Here is a 19,113-nt window from a genome sequence, read left to right on the forward strand (position 1 = left end):
CGTCTCCCAGCGCCCAGGTGGAGCGGGCGTGGCAGACGTGCGACGGCCAGCACGCCGAACCGGGGACGCGCCGAGGCGGTGGTCGTCCAATCGGACGGCGGGATCGTGGTGGGCGGCATGGCGGCGGTGCCGGGCAAGCCGCCCTTCGGCTGGGACACCGACTTCACGCTGGTGAGGTATCGCCAGGATGGTACGGCGGACACGTCGTTCGGCAGCGACGGCAGCGTCTGGACCGACTTCGCCGGCGACGGCGGCCGCGACGAGATCAACGCCATGGCGGTGCAGCCGGGTGGCCGCATCGTCGTCGCGGGCGAGACCGGCTCCGCGGGTGGCGACGCCGACTTCGGCCTGGCCGGTTACCTACCGTAGCCCTTCAGTGGCTCCGGTAGTGGTCACGCGCGCGTTCGAGCGCGGTCACGGCATCGCTCGGCTTGGTGGCGGCGATGCTGAGCCGGTTCATAGCGATCTTGTAGGGGTCCAGGTCGTCCGGGTTCTCGAGGAAGTAGGCGCTGCCGATGTGTTCCAGGTAGACCACGTCGGAGAGGCAGCTCATGCGCAGACGCAGCATGGAGAACGAGTCTCCGATGCCGACGCGTCCGGCGGCGCCGGACGGCAGGACCTGGAGGTGCACCTGGGGCAACGTCGCCGCGTGGAGCAGGAAGTTGATCTGTTCGCGCATGATGGCCGGGTCAGCGATGTGCTCGTAGAGCGCCGCCTCGTCCACGACTGCCCACAGTCTCGGCCGGCCCTGGGTGAGCAGCTTGCGCTGGCGGTGCATCCGGGCGTCGACCCGTCGGCCGATCTCCGTCTCGTCGGTGTAGTGCAACCTCACGACGGCGTCGGCATAGGCGCGCGTCTGCAGCAGGCCCGGGATGAAACGCACCTCGTACGTGCGGATGTACTCGGCGATGGATTCCAGGACGAGGTACGAGCAGAACCAGCCGCGCAGGATGTCGGAGTAGGCGTACCACCACTGCCGGTTGTTGAGGTGGCAGGTCAGCTCCAGCATCGCGCGGCGCTCCCGGGCGTCCGTCACCCCGTACAGCGTGAGGAGGCGCTCGAGGTCGGTCTCCTTGACACCCGTGTGCCCGGACTCCATGCGGCTGATCTTCGACGGTGATCCGCCGATGTGGCGGCCGGCGGTCTCCCGGCTGACGTCTCTGGATTCTCGCAGTACACGGAGCTGACGTCCGAGCATCGCGTGCGCGTGATCCGGCCGGCCCTTGGTGCCGGGCCGTGGCGTACGGGTGGTGAGCACTTTGTCTCCGATGGGGAATGGATGGTCGGGTCCGGCCTCAGGGGCGCAGATGCCTGGCTGTGCGAAGGGACACGCTCACGCAGGCGGTTCCGGCGATCGTGGCCACCGCCGGCTGATCCAGCAGTGCTGCCGCGATGAACACCGCCACCATCAGCCCGTCCACAATGATCAGGAGCGCGGCGGTGTGCCCGGGGGAAAGGCGGTCGCGGCGCTGGTCTCTCGGCCTCGTCACGCGGCGTATCGTGCCGGGCCCTCCATCATCCATGCAAGTGACGATGCACTTGTGCATGCACGTGCACGCGGGCCGAGGCGGAACGCCGCTCAGCGTTTCCTCGGTCGCTTACCATCACCCGGTGTCTGATGACCGGTTTGATGACGTAAGGCGGGATGCGACCCTCCGCGATATTGCTGAGCTGCTCCGCGAACGCTACGTGATGCCCGGGGCTGTGCCCGGCATCGTCGAGCGGCTCGAGGCGGGGGCGCGGGCGCGCCGGTACGACGTCGGGGAGCCGGCGTTGTTCGCCGAGATCGTGGGATCGGATCTGCGCGAGACCTCGCGGGACAAGCATCTCGGGGTGCGCTTCGATCCGGCGGCCAACGCGGCGCTGCGGGCGCCGGGGCGGCGGCCGGGGCAGCTCGACGAGGCCGCGCTGGAGGCGGTCAGGCGCATCCACTACGGGCTCGTCGAGCAGCGGCTGCTGGAAGGCAACGTCCGGTATCTGCGGATCACCGACTTCGACTGGGTGCCCGGCTCGACCGATGTGGCCTATGACAGTGCGGTGCGGTTCCTGCGTGATGCCGATGCCGTGGTGATCGACCTGCGGGGGAACGTCGGTGGAGAGCCGCTCGCGGTGCAGTATCTGGTGAGTCATTTCCTGGAACCGGATGTGCCGGTGATGACGTTCGTCGAGGCGGGATCCGAGACTGAGGACCGTTCCCTGACGTCATTGCCGGCGGGGAGGCTCGTCGGCATGCCGCTGTACGTGTTGATCGACGGGCACACGTACTCGGCCGGCGAGGCCTTCGCCTATCACGTGCGGGAGTTCGGGCTGGGCGAGGTCGTGGGCGAGACCACGGCCGGGGCCGCGCACGTCAATGAGCGGCTGCCGGTGGGGTCCGAGTTCGTGCTCAGTGTTTCCTACGGCCGTCCGGTGCATCCGGTGACGGGCACGAGCTGGGAGGGTACGGGGGTGACGCCCACGGTCGAGGCCCCGGCGGGCGAGGCGCTCGACGTGGCGCACGCGTTGGCGTTGGAGCGGCTGGCCGCGGGGGCGCCGAGCGAGGAGCTGCGGGCCGAATACCTGTGGGCCCGGGTCGCGGTCGAGGCGCGCCGCAGTCCGCCGGCGCCGCCCGACGAGGCGACGCTTGCTTCTCATGCGGGGTTCTACGGGCCGGCCGATGTGGTGCTCAAGGACGGGCGGCTGTGGTTGCTGCGGCCCGGGCGGCACGACTTCTGCCTGGATCCGTTGAGCGACGACGGGTTGTACGGCGCGCGGGGCAACGGTCGGCTGCGCGTACGGTTCGAGCCGGGCCGGATGCTGCTCTATCCCGGACCGGGAGCGCAGCCGCTGGAGTATCGGCGGACCGAGGGCTGACCCGGGTGCACGTGCGTGCCGGCGGCGGCACGCACGTGCGGCCCGGCTACAGGTAGTCCTCGGCACCGCCCGTGCGCACGGTGTCGAGGGTGAAGCAGTGGAAGCCGCCGCCGAAGAGGCGGCGGTGGCGGTGCTGGACCGGGACCACCGTGAACCGGTGCTCTTCGAGGGTCCGGATGAGCGTCTTGCACGCGTCGTTCACCAGGACGGTGTTCTCGTCGATCGACAGCAGGTTCAGGTCGATGTACGGGCTGGCCGGGATCGGGTTGTCGGCCTCGTACTGCGGGTAGTCGTGGATCTCCGGTGTCGGGGACACGATGGTGTCCCAGTGCCGCAGCTTCTCCGGGAGGAAGTCGAGGACCCGCTCGGAGCGGATGAGCAGGGTGCCCGGACGCAGCGGGATGACGACGCTGTCGATGTGGCTCTGCGTCAGGCGGTGCATCCGGTGCACCCGGAACCGGCCCTCGAGGTGGCGCTCCAGCCAGTCGCAGGCCAGGGCGTGGTTGGCGTTGGAGATGTTCACGATCAGGTCGCGGCCGAGCCGGAGGCAGTTGGCGCCGTCGATCATGATTTCGACGCCCACGTCGTACGGGGAGGGCCGGGGGTTGTCCGGGGCCTCGATGTTGGGTGCCGCGTTGGGCAGGTTCTCCGGGTCGAACGAGGCGTCCGTCATCATCGGGCGGGGCATCGTGGTCCAGCGCGCGCCCTGGCGGAAGTAGTCCATGAAGATGGGCTTGAGGAACTGGGTCTCGAAGTAGCGCGCGCGCAGGGTCGGCGGGGTCTCGATGATCTCGTCGCCGAGGATCAGCGTGTTGTCGCGGACGTTCAGCGGCGGCGTGATCGGGGCGGACCAGCCGGGTGCGGTGGCGTCGCTGTGCGCGGGGTCGAGGGCCATCGGCCGGTGCACCGTCACGCCCAGCTGGACGAGCTGGGTGCTCAGTCCCTCGACGTCCTGGATCAGTTCGTTCAGGAACCGTTCCTTGAGCGCCATCCGGTCCGGCTCGTTGCGGCGGCTGCGGTCCTCGCCGGGCCGCCAGTCGGTGATGCTCGGGTAGTAGCCGCGGGCGCCGGTCAGGTTGTCGCTGATGAACATGTCGAACGAGAGGTCGTTCAGGCGCTCCAGGTAGCTCGTGGCCGAACCGAGTACGACCTCCTTGAGCGGCGTGAAGTCGTCGTAGCTGTTGAGGCGCATGGGTATGGGATCTCCTGTCTATTCGCCGGATGGGGTGATGGCGCTGACCGGGCACCTGCTCGCGGCGTCCCGTACCTCTTCGTGGAGGCCGGGCGGGGCGGTGTCCGTGCGGAGCACCACCACGCCGTCCTCGTCCTGGTCGAAGACCTCCGGCACCGCGAGGGCGCACTGGCCCGAGCCGATACAGCGGTCCGCGTCGACGGTTACCTGCATGCTGGTTCCCTCCGGGGGTTGCGCGGTGTCACCAGGTCACCGGCAGTCGGTGGACGCCGTAGACGCTCATGTCGGTGGACAGCGGCACCTCCTCGGCCGGCACGGCGAGCGCGAGCGTGGGGAACCGCCGGAACAGGGCGGGAAGTGCGGCACGCATCTCCATCCGGACCAGGTTCTGGCCCAGGCACTGGTGGATGCCGTACCCGAAGGCGAGGTGACCGGTGGTCCGCCGTTCGATGTCGAGCCGGTCGGGCTGGTCGGCGAACCAGTCCGGGTCGCGGTTCGCCGACGGCAGGGACACGGTGATGGACTCGCCCGCCTTGAGCAGGCGCCCCCCGAACTCGACGTCCTCGAGCGGCGTACGCGGAACGCCGAAATGGAAGACCGAGAGATAGCGCAGCAGCTCCTCCACCGCGTTGTCGGTCAGCTCGGGGTCGGCCACCAGCTTCGCCCGCTGGTCCGGATGGGACAGCAGGGCGAACGTGCTGAGCGCCAGCGAGCTGGAGGTGGACTCGTGACCGGCGGTGAGCAGCAGCACCCCCACCCCGGCGATCTCGTCCGCGTCGAGGGTGCCGTCGTCGGCGAGCATGGCGAGCAGCCCGTCTCGGTCGCCGGCCCGGCCGGGCAGGGCCCGCAGCAGCTCGTAGAGCCGGTCCATCGCGGCCGAGGCCTCTGTGGCGGTCACGTCGAGGCTGAAGAGCGTCTCGCTGTTGCGCTGGAACTCGGCGCGGTCCGCGTACGGTACGCCGAGCATCTCGCAGATCATGATCGACGGAACCGGCAACGCGAAGGCCTCGACGAGGTCGACGGGCGGCTTCCGGCGCTCCATGGCGGTGAGCAGCTCGTGGACGATCACGTCGATGCGCGGCCGCAGGTCCTTCATCCGGCGGGCGGTGAACTTGCCGGCGAGGCGCTGGCGGATCCGGGTGTGCTCCGGCGCGTCCATGTCGACCAGCCAGCCGGGCAGGGCGGGCGCGCCGTAGAAGGGATCGGCGCCCGGCCGGGACACCGGCGGACGCTTGAACTCGGAGCGGGCGCTGAAGCGGGGATCGCTGAGCATGGCGCGCGCCAGGCCGTGGCTGGTGACGAGCCAGCCGACGTGGCCGTCCGGGTAGACCATCCGGCGGATCGGCTCGGTCTCGCGGTAGCGGGCCAGGTCCGGCGGCGGATCGAACGGGTTGGGCCGGCCGACCGGATGCGGCGCGAGGTCGCTGGACATCACTCAGAACCCTTCCTTGAGGAACGCGGCAAGCCGGGCCACGCCCTCATCGATGTGGTCGGCGTCGAGGTAGCTGCAGGACAACCGCAGCCGGCGAGCGCCGCCTCCGTTCAGGTAGAACTGCGCCATCGGCGTCCACAGCACCCCGAACTTGGCCGCCGACAGTTCCAGCAGCTCGGTGGTCACGGGTACGGGCACCTCGACGCGCACGAAGAAGCCGCCGCCCGGCCGGTTCCAGCGGACGCCGGGCCGGCCGGCCGGGCCGAGCGTGCGGCTGAGCCCGTCCAGCAGCCGGTCGAGGTTGCGCTGGTACCGCGCCGCCCGCAGCCGGCCCGACGCCGCGAGGGAGCCGCCGTTCTCCAGCAGGATCCCGCCGATCACGGCCTGGCTCAGCGGCGGCGTGTTGACGGTGACCATGCTCTTCAGGGCGGCGAGGTCGTCGGCGAGCAGCCGGTGCCCGCCCGCCGGATCGGCGACCAGCTGGTCGGCCAGGACGAAGCCCACCCGGGCGCCCGGGAAGCACACCTTGGCGAAGGTGCCGATATGGACCACCCGCCGGGACCGGTCGAGCGCCTTCAGCACCGGACGCCGGTCACCCGGCGCCGCGGTGAATCCGTACGTGTTGTCCTCCAGCACGAGGAAGTCGTGCCGCGCGGCGAGTTCGAGCAACCGGTGCCGCGCCGCCAGGGACATGCGGGACCCGCCCGGGTTGGCGAAGTCCGGGGCGACGTAGCAGGCACGCACGCGCCGCCCGTCCCGCCGGGCCGCGACGCACGCCTCGGCGAGCGCGGCGAGGTCCGGGCCGTCCTCGGTCTCGTCGATGCCGACGACCGGGATGTCCAGGAGCCGGGCCGCGCCTAGCAGGCCGACGAAGGACGGGTCCGCCACGGCGAGGACGTCGCCGCCCGGCGGGTACAGGGCGCGCAGGACGAGCAGCATCGCCTCCTGCGCGCCGACCGTGATGACCAGCGACTCCGGCGCGGCGTCGATGCCCTCGTCGCGGCGCAGCAGGCCGGCCACCAGGTCGTTGATCAGCCCGCGGCTGGGGCCGTACTCGAACAGCCGCCGCCGCGCGGCGCTGCGGGACAGGCCGCGGCCGGACTCGAGGTGGCCGAGCCAGCGCTCGATGTGGCGCGCCGGGTCGACACCGTCGTAGAACTCGGGGTGCGGGGCCCCGGGCGCGAAGGAGATCGCCTGCGGATACCGCTCCATCACCTCGTTGAGGAAGCCGATGGACCCGAGGAGGGGATCCTGCAGCGAGCCGTGCAGGTCGGTCATCAGCGCGTCGGCCACGGTCACGCGCCTTCCGCCACGGACCGCTGCCAGCGGCGTTCCACCTTGTCCAGCACGTCGTCGCTGTACGCGCGTACGGACTGCGCCACCGCGAACTCCGCCAGGTATTCCCGGTAATGGTCGAGCGGTTCCTCGGCGAGGGTGAGCATCCGCCGGTTGGCCACGACGGCCGGTGCGGACAGGTCGGCCGCGGCCCGCTCGATCGCGGCCTGCATCTCGGCCGGCGCCACCACCTCGTCGCATACGGTCGAGGACTCGGGCGCACCGGCGTCGAGGCGCTCACCGCCGAGGATGATCCGTCGCGCCAGCCGGCTGCCGGCCGCGCGGGCCAGGCGCAGGTTGCCGAGCCCCGGCACGATGCCCTCCTCGGCCGCGGGCAGGCTGAAGTAGGACCCGGTCTCCGCGACGACCCGGTCCATGACCAGCAGCAGCTGCATCCCGCCGCCGATGGCGAACGAGTCCACCGCGCCGATCCACGGCTTCTGCACCGTACGGTCGGACCAGGCCGCCGCGGCGGGATCCGTCAGCAGCCCCCGGACGATCTTGTTGATGGGCCCGAGCTCCCGCTCCATCAGGAACGCGACGAACGAGATCCGGCCGTTGCGCAGGTCCTTGAGGTTGATGCCGGCGCTGAACACCCGCCGGCCGGCGTACCGGGGATGGTCCACCGGGCCGCCGCGCAGCACGCCCACGCGGACCTGATCGTCGAGCAGGACCAGGTCGACCGCCGTCTCGAGGTCCGCGACGAGCCGGCCGTCCTCGGCGTTGAGCGCCCCGCCGTTGTGGAAGGTCACGTGCGCGGTCCCGTCCCGGCGCTCCACCTCCACCGAGGACAGCCGGATCCGGCCGGTGCGCCGGAACTCCTGCCGCAGCTGGATCGCCCGCCCGGTGGGCCGCAGCATCGCGTCGATCAGGTGGGTGCCCGCGGACGGCGATCGCAGCACGGCGGCGCAGAAGATGCCCTGGTCGATCTCGCGGCCCTCGCGCTGGGCCTGGATGAGAGACAGCTCGCCGGCCATCGCCGCCTGGTCGGGCACGAGACCGGGGAAGCGCTCCGCCGCGGCGAGGACCAGGTCACTCAGGCGCAGGTGGCGGGTCCGTGCGTCGGTCAGCTCGTCGTACACGCCCTCGGCGTGCCCCGCCAGGAACGCCCGGCGCGCGGCCCGGGCGTCGGCCAGCAGGGCGTCCGCGGCCCGCCGGTCCGCCTCGTCGCGCTCCGGCCGGCGGGGCAGGCGGGCCAGCCGCTTCTCGAGGTCCGCGACGTACGCGGCCAGCCGCGCCGCGTCGCCGTCGAGGTCGTCGCTCGCCGGGCCGGCGAAATCCGGCCGGGCCGGCGGGGAGCCGAGTGACGGCGCGGCGGTCATGGTTGTCCGTCTTCCGGAACGGCGCCGGATGCCGCGCGCAGCCGGCGCAGCTCGCGGTCGCAGGCGGCGAGGTGGGTGCCCAGCGCCTCGTCGAACTCCACCGAGCCGGCCTCGAGCAGGAGCTGGCGGCGCACCGCCAGCTCGCGGTCGGAGATGCGGCCGGTGAGCACCGTGGCGGTGTGAACGGCCTCGTCGACGTCGTCGTAGACCTGGTCCACCAGGCCGAGTTCGGTGGCCTTCGCCACCGGGACGTCGATGCCCCACAGGACGATCTGCCGGGCCCGGGCCACGCCGAGGTGCTGCACCAGCCGGTACATCGACATGCCGGGCCAGAAGTGGCCGTCGTTGACCGGCAGCATCAGCTGCAGGTCGCTGCCGGCGATACGCAGGTCCGCCGCGAGCAGGATGTCCAGGGCGGGGCCACCGCAGGCGCCGGTGGCCACGGCGATGTTGACCGCGTCGAGCCGCTCCAGCCGCCGGATCGCCCGCTCCCAGCGGTTGACCTCAGGCACCCGGACGTCACCGGGCCATTCGCGGCCGGACGCGGGCGTACCGCGCAGCCGCAGGACGGTCACCGTGCGATCCACGCGCGACTCGACCCGCGCGCAGAGGCCGTTGATCATCTCGGTCAGCTCGCGCAGGGAACGCGCGCAGTCGATGTCGAGGATCAGCGACAGTCCGTCGGTGTCCGGCGCGAGATCGACGTTCGTGGTCATGGCCTGACGCTCCATTCGTTGTCGTTACCAGCGGACGAGGGCCATCTCGATGGTCGAGCCGGGGCCCATCGTCATGAGGACCCCGTACTCGCCGGGGTGCGTGCACCTCTCGGCGCGCAGCCGCTCGAGGGAGAAGAGGAACGAGCCGCTCGACACGTTGCCGTGGTCGCGCAGCACGCCGGTGGTGTGCCGGACGTCGTGGCGGCTCAGCGTGAGGTTCGCCCGTACCGAGTCGATGACCTTCTTGCCGCCGGAGTGGACGATCCAGTGCGTGATGTCGTTGCGGCGTACGCCGGTGCCCTCGAGCAGGCGCCCGAGGGCCACCTCCGCGTTCGCACCGACCACATAGGGCACCTCGGGGTCGAGGAAGAAGCTGAACTTGCCCTGCTCGTCGTCCCAGTCGTAGCGCATGGCGTGGACCGCGTCGGTGATGATGCAGCTGGAGAAGCGCAGCACCTCCGGACCGGCCGCGGGCTCCTCGCCAGCCCGTACGCACACCGCCGCGGCCCCGTCGCCGAACAGGCTGTTGACCACCGACGTCCGCATCGTCCCGTCGATGACGTACGCCGCGGAACACACCTCGATGCACACCATCAGCGCCAGCCGGCCGGGGTGCGAGTTGGCCCAGGAGGCGACCGCGGTCAGGCCGTTGAGGCCGGCGTTGCAGCCCATGCCCACCACGTCGAGCCGTGAACAGTGCCGGTCGATCCCCAGGTCCCTGATGAGCAGCGCCGAGAAGCCGGGGGTGAGGAAGCCCGTGGTGGTGACGCAGCACAGGTATCCCACGTCGGCCAGGCCGGCGCCCGCGTCGGTCAGGGACGCCGCGATGGCGTCGCGGGCCATCGCCATGCCCTGCTCGGTGTGCTTGCGTAGCAGCTCGCCCTGGGTCTCGATGCGATAGGTGCCGTCCGGCTGCTTGGGCGGCAGGACCAGTCCGCGGCGCTCGATGGCGCTGTTGAGGAAGACCGACCGCACCTTCGGGTCGGAGATGGCGAACTCGTCGAGCACCTCCCGCTGGGCGTACGAGGTGCCCGGCACGGCGGTGCCCACACCGATGATGCGCGTGTCGCGCAGGAGGGCCGGCCCGCTGCGGGAGCGCTGCTCTTCCTCGACCTGCATCGTTATTTCTCCCGATATTTGCATGAATTAAGATCGTCGCGTGTCGAGAGTCCGCTACACCAAGGCCGGGCACGTAGCCCGCATCACCCTGGACCGCCCCGAGGTCCTCAACGCGATGGACCTGCGGATGCACGAGGAGCTCGGCGAGGTCTGGGACGACGTGGAGGCCGACGACGACGTGTGGGTCGCCGTCCTCACCGGCGCCGGCGACCGGGCCTTCTCCGTGGGTCAGGACCTCAAGGAGCTGGCCGCCCGGACCCGCACCGGAGAGGCCGCGCCCGCCACCTTCGGCAGCCGGGGCAGGCCCGGCTTTCCTCGGCTCACGGAGCGCTTCGGGATGTGCAAGCCCGTGATCGCCAAGGTCCGGGGGTACGCCCTGGGCGGTGGCTTCGAGCTGGCGCTGGCGTGCGACATCGTGGTGGCCTCGAGCGACGCGACGTTCGCGCTGCCCGAGGCCAAGCTGGGCCTGGTGGCCGGGGCCGGCGGCGTGTTCCGGCTGACCCGCCAGATCCCGGTGAAGGCGGCGATGGGCTTCCTGCTCACCGGACGCCCGATGGACGCCCACCGGGCGTTCGACCTCGGCCTGGTGAACGAGGTGGTGCCGGCGGCCGAGCTCGACGACTGCGCCGAGCGGTGGGTGGCCGACGTGCTCCGGTGCGCGCCGCTGGCCGTACGGGCGGTCAAGGAGGTGGTGAGCAGGTCCGCCCACCTGCCGCTCGAGTCCGCATTCGCCGAGCGGTACGTGTGGGAGGAGCGCCGCATGCACAGCCGGGATGCGCGTGAAGGCCCGGCGGCCTTCGCCGAGAAGCGGGAGCCGCGGTGGGAGGCGCGCTGAGTCGTCGCCACCGTCAGTCCAGGTAGTTCTCGGGACCACCGTCGCGCACCGTGTCGAGCGTGAAGCAGTGGAAGCCGCCGCCGAACAGCCGTCGGTGGCGGTGGCGGACCGGCACGACGGTGAACTTGTGCGCCTCCAGCTCCCGGATGAGCTCTGGGCAGGCCTCGTTCACGAGCACCGTGTCGGGGTCGACGGACAGCACGTTCAGGTCGATGAACCTGCTGGTGAGCACCAGGTCGTCGTCGGCGTACCGGGGGAAGTTGTCGTTCTGCGGGACCGGCGGCACGATGATGTCCCACTTCCGCAGTGCCTCGGGCAGCAGCTCGAGCACCGCGGGGGAGCGCACCAGCAGCGTGCCGGGCCGCAGCGCCAGAACCATGCTGTCGATGTGGCTGTCGCTCAGCCGGTGCACGCGATGGATCCGGACCCGGCCCTCGAGGTGACGTTCGAGCCAGTCACAGGCGAGCGCGTGGTTGGCCGTCGAGACGTTCGCGACGATGTCGCGGCCGAGCCGCAGGCACTGCGCGGCGTCGAACATCATCTCGTGGCCCACGTCGTACGGCGACGGCTCCGGTGCCTCGATGACCTCGGTCGGTCCTCCGGCGGAGGCGTCGCGGACGTAGGAGAGGTCGAACGACGCGTCGGTCATGAACGGCCGTGGCATGACCGTCCATCGCGCCCCGCGGCGGAAGTACTCCTGGAAGACCGGTTTCAGCAGCTGCGTCTCGAAGTAGCGCGAGCGGATCATCGGCGGCGTCTCGATGATCTCGTCGCCGACGATCAGCGTGTTGTCGCGGACGTTCAGCGGCGGGACGACCGGGGCGGACCACGCCGGCGTGCTCACGCGGGTGGTGGACTCGTGCACGTCCATGGGTCGCAGCACCGTGACGGACAGGGACCGCAGGGCCCCCGCGATGCCGTCGAGGTCCTCGTTCAGCTCGTCGACGTACCGCTGCTTGATCGGCACGGCGCGCGGCGTCGTGTCGTCGCGGACCGCCAGTCGTGGGTAGTACCACTCGGTCCGGAACTCGTTGTCGTTGACGATGTTGTCGTGGAAGAACAGGTCGAACGACAGTTCCCGTTCGTGCGACAGATAGTTGCGCGCGGAACCGACGATCACCTCCCGTAGAGGTGACCATTCATCCCAGCTATTCAGATGCATATTTCCCCCGTTGTCGGAATAGCGGATCCCGGATCCGCCGCCTTCCGAAATGTGCGCCGCCGTGGACCCGGCCCGTCCCGCGAGGGGGTCCTGCCCCGACGGCGTCCACATCGAAGCACATGCCTGCCGCGATCCGCAATGCTCATCGAACCGCGCGGGTCGGCAGTGGACGATCGTCCGATGTCCCGGCGGCCCGGTCTGCGAAGTCCGTTGTGGAGGATGCCGCGAACGCGTGGTGGCACAAGAGGATCAGGAGTGCCTCGATCCCCGGCGGCGACTGTCGTCATCGGTCAAGGTCGATTCCGGCCCAGAGGGGCCCGCCGTGCACCCGCCGGCCTGTCGCGACCGCGTTCACCTCCCCTTTTGCCATCAATCGACCGCTCTGATGCACCGCCAAGGTGTGACCTATGTCATATTGGACCGGCCTTGTCGGCACCGTCCACATGCGGTTGAGTCCACGTGGTGCCGAACAGCTAAACAGGCATTCAACACGGGGAGATGGACGAATAATGGAGTCGTTGCGCGGCGACGATAAAATCCGCGAGCAGTTCAACCTGCTCGTGAATGCGCCCGCTTTGTTCAATGCGATAACCACCGCGGCCGAGTTCCGCATCTTTCACTTCCTGGCCGAGCGGCCGGATTCCGGTTTCGAGGAGATACGGGCGTTCACCGGCGTGCCCGCACACCAGCTTCGCGTTCTGCTGCAGGCGGTGTGCGCGACCGGGCTCCTGCAGCGCTCCGCCGGGGCGTACCGCAATTCGTCGGTCGCCGCGGAGCTGCTGGCCACCGACGCCGACGACAGCTGGTCGCACATCCTCATCGGCTGGAAAGAGGTGTACTACCCGGCCTTCGCCCAGATGACGACGGCGCTGCGGGCCGGTCGTAACACCGCCCTGGACATGTATCCCGGCGACGAGCCGACGCTGTACCAGCGGCTGGCCCGCGACCCGGACCTGGAGCGGGTCTTCCACAAGGCGATGAGCGCGTTCACCCTCCGCTCGGTCGACGCGCTGGTCGAACGGCCCGAGTTCGAGAACGTCCGCCACCTGCTCGACATCGGCGGCGGCGACGGCACGACGTCGGTCCGGCTGGCGAGCCGGCACCCGGAGCTGCAGTGCACGGTCGTGGACATGCCCAGCGTGGCCCGGCTCGGCGACGAGACCACTGTGGCCCTTCCGGACCGGGTCCGGCTGCATCCGGCGGACATCTTCGCCGACGACTTCCCGACCGGCTCGGACGCCGTCCTGTTCAGCCACGTGCTGGAGATCTTCGACGAGGACCGGATCGTCGGCCAGCTGAAGAAGGCGTACGACGTGCTGCCCGACGGCGGCACGGTGTTCGTGTACGGCTACAACGTCTCCGACGACGAGACCGAGGGCCTGTTCGGCGCCCGTCTGGGCCTCTACTTCAACGTGCTGGCCAGTGGCCAGGGCATGGCGTACCCGGCCCGCGACTACGAGAACTGGCTGCGCAGCGTCGGCTTCCGCGACGTACGCACCGTCGCCGGGATGCCGTACGAGCACGGCCTCACCGTCGGCATCAAGTAAACGCCCGAGCGGCCGGTGAAGCGCCCGGTCGCGCGCTCAACCCGCATCCGCCGCACCGGACCGGGCGCCCCGGGCACGGTGCTGCCCGTCGACAAGTGAGGACCGAACGATGTCCACCAACCCCTTCGATGACACCGATGCCGGCTTCCGCGTGCTCGTGAACGACGAGGGCCAGCACTCGCTGTGGCCCGAGTTCGCCGCCGCCCCGGACGGCTGGACCGTGGCGTTCGGCGTGGCCGACCGGGCCGCCTGCGTCGCGTACATCAACGAGCACTGGGTCGACATGCGGCCCCGCAGCCTCGTCACCGAGCTCGAGAACGCACGCTGACCGGCGGCGGCGCGGTCCCCGCCGGCCGCGCCGCCGCTACCAGCCCGGACCGGCCGACCGCAACCGGCCGTCACTCGCCTCTCTCGCCCGGCTCCGGCCGCCCGTCATGGCCGGGCGGCTCCGGGATCATCGCCCGCGCCATCGGCGCACCGGCAGGCGTTCGACACGCCTCACCCTCCGCGGCCCCCGCCCGGCGGCGGCCGGTTCGAGCTGTACCGCTGAGAGCGACGGCGTCCGCCGAGGGGCGACACCATCTCTAGGAGCAATGACCAAATGATCGTGGGTCCTGTACAGGAGTCCTTCCGGGCGCAGGCGCGCCGGACGCCGGACCGGATCGCGGTGCGGTCGGCCGGCCGTGGCCTCACCTACCGCGAGCTGGACGACCGGTCGGACCGGCTGGCCCGCCGCCTGGTCGCTGCGGGTGCCGGCGCGGACCGGGCGGTCCTGGTGCTCATCGATCCCGGCGTCGACCTCGTGGTCTGCCTGCTGGCGGTGCTTCGGGCCGGGTCGCGCTACGAGCTGCTCCGCAGGGATCTGAGCACCCGTCGGGCGCGTGCCATCGCGGAGGAGGCCGGGCCGGTGGTGCTCCTGACCACCTCGACGGTCGCCGCGCGGAGTGTGCCCCCCGTACAGACGATCGTCATGGCGGACGAGACCGGCGAGGAAAGTGACCGTCCCGGTGCTGACGAGCGAGTCCTGCTCGTGGCCCCGCACGCCGACGACGCCGCACTTCTGGCGCTCTGGTCATGCCTGCTCGGTGGCGGCACCGTGGTCGTGGCGGGGGACGCCGACCGGGGCCTGGACCGGCTGGCCGGGCTGATCAGGTCGGAGGAGGTCACCTGCGCGATCATCCCGCCCGACGTGCTGCGCGTGTTCGCCGCGGAGGCGCCGCGCGGCCTGGCCGGCCTGCGCGAGATCATCACCGGCACCGGGCCGGACGTGGCCGACGCCGTTCGCCGCATCCTGGCCGAGTGCCCCGGCGTGTCGGTGCGGACCGGGGTGGACGCCGCCGCCGAGCCGGCAGCCGTGCCGGCCGGATGGAACGACACCGCGACCGCACTGCCGCACGGCCTGCGCTCGATGGCGGCGCTGTTCGAGGCTCAGGTGGCCGCGACCCCGGACGCGCCCGCCGTGCACGCCGGCGGCGTCGTGGTCACATACGCCGAGCTGAACCGCCGCGCCAACCGCCTGGCGCACCTGCTGATCCGGCGCGGGGCCGGCCCGGACGACCTGGTCGCGCTCTCGCTCCCGCGCGACGAGCGCCTGGTGACGGCGACCCTGGCGGTGCTCAAGGCGGGCGCCGGCTACCTGCCGCTGGACGCGACGTACCCGGTCGATCGTCTGGCGTACATGGTCGAGGACGCCCGGCCGGCCCTGGCCATCGGCGCGGGTGCGGACGGGCCGGTGGCGGTTACCTGCCGCGCGGCCGGCGTGAGCTGGGTCGACCTCCAGTCGGCCGGCGCTGCGGCGGAGCTGGCGGCGCAGCCCGACCGCGACCCCACGGACTCGGACCGCGCCGTCGCGCTCGACCGGCGCCACCTGGCGTACACGATTTACACCTCGGGCTCGACCGGACGCCCCAAGGGCGTCATGATCACCCAGCTGAACATGGCGAACCTGGTGCTGTGGGGGATCCGGGAGTTCGGCCGGAGCGGGCTCGCCCACGTGCTGTTCACGACGTCGCTCAACTTCGACGTGTCTGTGTTCGAACTGTTCTGTCCCCTGATCTGCGGCGGCACCGTGGAGGTCCTGCCGGACGCGCTCGCGCTGGCGCGGCGTCCCGCCGACGCGCCGCACGCCACGATCATCAGTGGGGTTCCGTCCGTGCTCTCCTCGCTCGCCGCCGAGGGTGAGCTCCGGACCACTTCGGACGTTGTGATCGTCTGCGGTGAGCGGGTGACCGCCGACGCGGCTCGATCGATCAAGTCCGCCACCCGCGCGTCGCGGCTCATGAACATCTACGGTCCCACCGAGGACACCGTCTATGCCACCTGGTGGAGCGACCACGAGCCCGTGACCGGCGCCCCGCCGATCGGCGCGCCGATCGACAACAATTCCGCCTACGTGCTGGACGACGCGCTGCGTCCGGTGCCGCCGGGTGTGGTGGGCGAGCTCTACCTCGCGGGTACGGGCCTGGCGCGCGGCTACCTGAACCGGCCGGACCTGACCGCCGAGCGGTTCGTGGCGGACCCGTTCGGCGGGCCCGGCGCGCGGATGTACCGCACGGGTGACCGGGTGCGGTGGACCCGCGACGGCCTGCTCGACTACCTGGGTCGCTCGGACTCCCAGGTCAAGGTGCGCGGCTTCCGGATCGAGCTGCCGGAGATCGAGTCGGTGCTGGCCGGTTGCCCGGGTGTGCGCCAGGTCGCGGTGCTCGCGCGCGAGGACCGGCCCGGGGACACGCGGCTCGTGGCGTACGTCGTGGGCGATGCGGGTCTGGACCGGGCCGCTCTGGACCGGCATGCCCGGGAGGCGCTGCCGGAGTACATGGTGCCGTCGGCGGTGGTGGCGCTCGAGCGGCTGCCGCTCACGTCCAACGGCAAGCTGGACCGCAAGGCGCTGCCGGCACCCGACTACGCCGGGGGAGTGGGCGGTGCGCCGCGTACGCCCGCCGAGGAGCGCCTCTGTGAGCTGTTCACCGACGTGCTCGGTGTGCCGCAGGTCGGGGTGGACGACAGCTTCTTCGACCTCGGTGGACATTCCCTGCTGGCGACCCGCCTGGTGTCGCGGGTACGGACCACCTTCGGCGCGGAGCTGTCCGTCGGCACGATCTTCCAGGCCCCCACGGTGGCGCAGCTGGCGTCCCGCCTGGATGGTGCCGAGTCCGCCCGTCCGGCGTTGGTGCCGATGCGGCGTGCCGGTGCGGTGCCGATGTCGTTCGCGCAGCAGCGGTTGTGGTTCATCGACCGGTTGGAGGGTGCGAGCAGCACCTACAACCTGCCGGTGAGCTACCGCCTGACCGGCAGCCTGGATGTCGAAGCGTTGCAGGCAGCGTTGTCGGACGTGGTCGCGCGGCACGAGAGCTTGCGGACCCTGCTGCGGGAGGTGGACGGGCAGCCGGTGCAGGTGATCCTGCCGGCCGAGCCGGTCGTCCTGCACCGGGTCGCGCTCGACGGCGGAGACCTGGACGGGGTGCTGGACTGGCTGGCGGGGCACGTCTTCGACCTTGCGGCCGAGACGCCGTTGCGGGCGACGCTGGTCGAGGCCGGCCCGGACGATCACGTGCTGATGATGCTGTTCCATCACAGCGGCAGCGACGGTGAGTCCGAGGGCCCGCTGCGCCGGGACCTCGCCCACGCCTATCGGGCCCGTCTCGAAGGCCGAGCCCCGGACTGGCTGCCATTGCCGGTGCAGTACGCCGACTACGCGCTGTGGCAGCACCAGCTGCCGATCGAGGCGCAGGTGGAGTTCTGGCGGTCGGCGCTGGCGGATCTGCCGGTGGAGTTGGAGTATCCGACCGATCGGCCCCGCCCGGCGGTGGCCAGCGGACGCGGTCAGGGCTTCACTGTGGAGCTGGATGCCGGGCTGCACGCGGCGATGCTGGAGTTGTGCCGGCGTACCGGCACGACCATGTTGATGGTTGCGCATGCGGCGTTGGCGACTGTGTTGACTCGGCTGGGTGCCGGGACGGACATTCCTATCGGTACGCCGGCGGCGGGGCGTAGCGATGAGCAGCTCGACGGCCTGATCGGGTTCTTCGTCAACACGCTGGTTTTGCGGACCGACACGAGTGGTGATCCGACGTTCGTCGAGTTGCTGGAGCGGGTGCGGGAGAGCAGTCTGGCGGCGTACAACCATCAGGACGTGCCGTTCGACCGGATCGTCGAGGCGGTCAATCCGCCCCGGTCGCCGGCGCGGAACCCGCTGTTCCAGGTCATGCTCCAGGTCGACCTCGGCGCCGCGGAGGACGACGTCCTCGAGCTGCCCGGGGTCGCGGCGCGCGAGGTGCTGACCGCTCGCCGGAACGAGAAGTTCGACTTCTCGATGATCATCCGCGCCGCCGTCGCGGCGGACGGGCGCCCGCAGCCGATGCTGGCCCAGGTCGGCTTCGCCACCGATCTGTTCGACGAGGCCTCCGTCCGGCGGATGTTCGACCACCTCGTCCGGGTGCTGCAGGCCGTGACCGCCGAGCCGGGGCAGCGCCTCGGCGCCATCGACATCCTCGGCCCCGCGCAGCGCGCCGACCTGCTCCGCCTGGGTGCCGGTCCGGCCCCCGACCGCGGGAAGTTCGCGGAGACGTCGCTGCAGGAGGCGTTCCGCCGGCAGGTGGAGCGTACGCCGGACGCGGTGGCCGTGCGCTGCGCCGGCCGCAGCCTCACCTACGCCGAGCTCGACGTCCGGTCCAACCGGCTCGCCCAGCGGCTGATCGCCGCCGGCGCGGGCCCGGAGCGGCCGGTGGCGACGCTGCTCGACCGCACGGTGGACCTCGTGGTCGCGCTGACCGCCATCCTGAAGGCGGGCTCCTACTACGTGCCCCTGCACAACGCGTCGCCGCTCGACCGCATGCAGGTCGTGGTCGAGGAGTGCCGTGCCCGGATCCTGCTGACCGACACCACCATGGCGAAGCGCGGCCTGCCCGCCGCGGACGTGCTCGTGTTCACCGACGATCCGGCGGTGAGCGCGTTGCCGCCGGCCGACCCCCTTCCCGGTGCCCGAGAGCAGCTCGCCTACGTGATGTACACGTCCGGCTCGACCGGCCGTCCCAAGGGCGTGGCGATCACGCACCAGGACGTGTTCGAGCTGGTCAGCGACTCCCTCTTCACCCCCGGCGACCACGACCGGGTGCTGCTGCTCACGCCGTACGAGTTCGACCCGTCGACGTACTCGTTCTGGTACCCGTTGCTGCACGGCGGCACCGCGGTCATCGCCCCGGAGGCGGATCTGACCGTCGAGCGGCTGGCCCGGCTCATGCAGCGGGAGCGCATCACCGGCGTGGACATCACCGCCGGCCTGTTCCGGGTGATGGCCGAGGAGTATCCGGAGTGCTTCGCCGGCGTCCACGTCGTCATCACCGGCGGTGACATCGTGTCGCCGGTCGCGGTCCGTCGAGCCCTGGAGCACTGCCCGGGCCTGCTGGTGCGCAGCAACTACGGCCCCACCGAGACGACGTTGTTCGCGACCTCGGCGCCGTGGTACCGGGCCGAGGACGTCCCGGCTCCGACGCCGATCGGCCGGCCGCTGGATGGGATGTCGGCGTACGTGCTGGACGATGCGCTGGGTCTGGTGCCGCCGGGTGTGGTGGGCGACTTGTATTTGGCGGGTACGGGCCTGG

The 19,113-nt window shown here is 71.1% G+C and carries 16 protein-coding genes; 6 read left to right on the forward strand and 10 right to left on the reverse strand.

Annotated features, from left to right (window positions below; all coding sequences use genetic code 11):
* Nucleotides 1-78 precede the first annotated feature (78 nt).
* Nucleotides 79-369, forward strand: coding sequence for a delta-60 repeat domain-containing protein (locus AB0368_RS36110; protein ID WP_366158542.1), 291 nt, complete (start codon nt 79-81; stop codon nt 367-369).
* Between the two features lie 4 nt (nt 370-373).
* Here AB0368_RS36110 and AB0368_RS36115 read toward each other — a convergent pair whose 3' ends face one another.
* A complete protein-coding gene (locus AB0368_RS36115; RefSeq protein WP_366158559.1) occupies nt 374-1,198 on the reverse strand; it encodes a helix-turn-helix transcriptional regulator in 825 nt (274 codons plus the stop codon).
* A gap of 97 nt (nt 1,199-1,295) precedes the next feature.
* Entirely contained in the window at nt 1,296-1,490 is a 195-nt protein-coding gene (locus tag AB0368_RS36120) for a hypothetical protein (protein WP_366158543.1), read from the reverse strand.
* A gap of 121 nt (nt 1,491-1,611) precedes the next feature.
* Between AB0368_RS36120 and AB0368_RS36125 the strand changes: the two genes are divergently transcribed.
* The gene (locus tag AB0368_RS36125) at nt 1,612-2,853 is read left to right on the forward strand and encodes a S41 family peptidase (RefSeq protein ID WP_366158544.1); all 1,242 of its coding nucleotides are present in this window, start codon (nt 1,612-1,614) and stop codon (nt 2,851-2,853) included.
* Nucleotides 2,854-2,899: 46 nt separating this feature from the next.
* Here AB0368_RS36125 and AB0368_RS36130 read toward each other — a convergent pair whose 3' ends face one another.
* Genes AB0368_RS36130 through dpgA form a run of 7 tightly spaced genes read right to left on the reverse strand, consistent with a single transcriptional unit; the run spans nt 2,900 to nt 9,969 of the window.
* A complete protein-coding gene (locus tag AB0368_RS36130; protein ID WP_366158545.1) occupies nt 2,900-4,045 on the reverse strand; it encodes a glycine amidinotransferase in 1,146 nt (381 codons plus the stop codon).
* 18 nt (nt 4,046-4,063) lie between these two features.
* The gene (locus tag AB0368_RS36135) at nt 4,064-4,258 is read right to left on the reverse strand and encodes a ferredoxin (protein ID WP_366158546.1); all 195 of its coding nucleotides are present in this window, start codon (nt 4,256-4,258) and stop codon (nt 4,064-4,066) included.
* Nucleotides 4,259-4,286: 28 nt separating this feature from the next.
* A complete protein-coding gene (locus AB0368_RS36140) occupies nt 4,287-5,477 on the reverse strand; it encodes a cytochrome P450 (protein ID WP_366158547.1) in 1,191 nt (396 codons plus the stop codon).
* Nucleotides 5,478-5,480: 3 nt separating this feature from the next.
* On the reverse strand, nt 5,481-6,776 hold the full coding sequence (locus AB0368_RS36145; protein ID WP_366158548.1) for a PLP-dependent aminotransferase family protein: 1,296 nt from the start codon (nt 6,774-6,776) through the stop codon (nt 5,481-5,483).
* The gene (gene dpgC, locus AB0368_RS36150; protein ID WP_366158549.1) at nt 6,773-8,134 is read right to left on the reverse strand and encodes a (3,5-dihydroxyphenyl)acetyl-CoA 1,2-dioxygenase DpgC; all 1,362 of its coding nucleotides are present in this window, start codon (nt 8,132-8,134) and stop codon (nt 6,773-6,775) included. The genes AB0368_RS36145 and dpgC overlap by 4 nt, the downstream gene beginning before the upstream one ends.
* Nucleotides 8,131-8,850 carry an enoyl-CoA-hydratase DpgB gene (dpgB, locus tag AB0368_RS36155; RefSeq protein ID WP_366158550.1) on the reverse strand — a complete coding sequence of 240 codons (720 nt, stop codon included), beginning with the start codon at nt 8,848-8,850 and terminating at the stop codon, nt 8,131-8,133. The genes dpgC and dpgB overlap by 4 nt, the downstream gene beginning before the upstream one ends.
* A 24-nt stretch (nt 8,851-8,874) precedes the next feature.
* The gene (gene dpgA, locus AB0368_RS36160) at nt 8,875-9,969 is read right to left on the reverse strand and encodes a 3,5-dihydroxyphenylacetyl-CoA synthase DpgA (protein WP_366158551.1); all 1,095 of its coding nucleotides are present in this window, start codon (nt 9,967-9,969) and stop codon (nt 8,875-8,877) included.
* A 40-nt stretch (nt 9,970-10,009) separates the two neighbouring features.
* Between dpgA and dpgD the strand changes: the two genes are divergently transcribed.
* Entirely contained in the window at nt 10,010-10,804 is a 795-nt protein-coding gene (gene dpgD, locus AB0368_RS36165; RefSeq protein WP_366158552.1) for an enoyl-CoA-hydratase DpgD, read from the forward strand.
* Between the two features lie 13 nt (nt 10,805-10,817).
* Here the strand turns inward: dpgD and AB0368_RS36170 are convergent, their stop codons facing one another.
* The gene (locus AB0368_RS36170) at nt 10,818-11,966 is read right to left on the reverse strand and encodes a glycine amidinotransferase (RefSeq protein WP_366158553.1); all 1,149 of its coding nucleotides are present in this window, start codon (nt 11,964-11,966) and stop codon (nt 10,818-10,820) included.
* A gap of 509 nt (nt 11,967-12,475) precedes the next feature.
* On the opposite strand from AB0368_RS36170, the gene AB0368_RS36175 reads away from it, so the two are divergent.
* The 3 genes from AB0368_RS36175 to AB0368_RS36185 form a co-directional block, all read left to right on the forward strand.
* Nucleotides 12,476-13,513 carry a methyltransferase gene (locus AB0368_RS36175; protein WP_366158554.1) on the forward strand — a complete coding sequence of 346 codons (1,038 nt, stop codon included), beginning with the start codon at nt 12,476-12,478 and terminating at the stop codon, nt 13,511-13,513.
* A 109-nt stretch (nt 13,514-13,622) separates the two neighbouring features.
* Nucleotides 13,623-13,841 (forward strand): MbtH family protein, encoded by a 219-nt coding sequence (locus AB0368_RS36180; RefSeq protein ID WP_366158555.1) that lies wholly within the window; start codon nt 13,623-13,625, stop codon nt 13,839-13,841.
* Between the two features lie 273 nt (nt 13,842-14,114).
* The coding region (locus AB0368_RS36185) for an amino acid adenylation domain-containing protein (protein ID WP_366158556.1) at nt 14,115-19,113 on the forward strand (4,999 nt) is incomplete at its 3' end.

This window comes from Actinoplanes sp. NPDC051475, assembly GCF_040689425.1.
Taxonomy (GTDB): Bacteria; Actinomycetota; Actinomycetes; order Mycobacteriales; family Micromonosporaceae; genus Actinoplanes.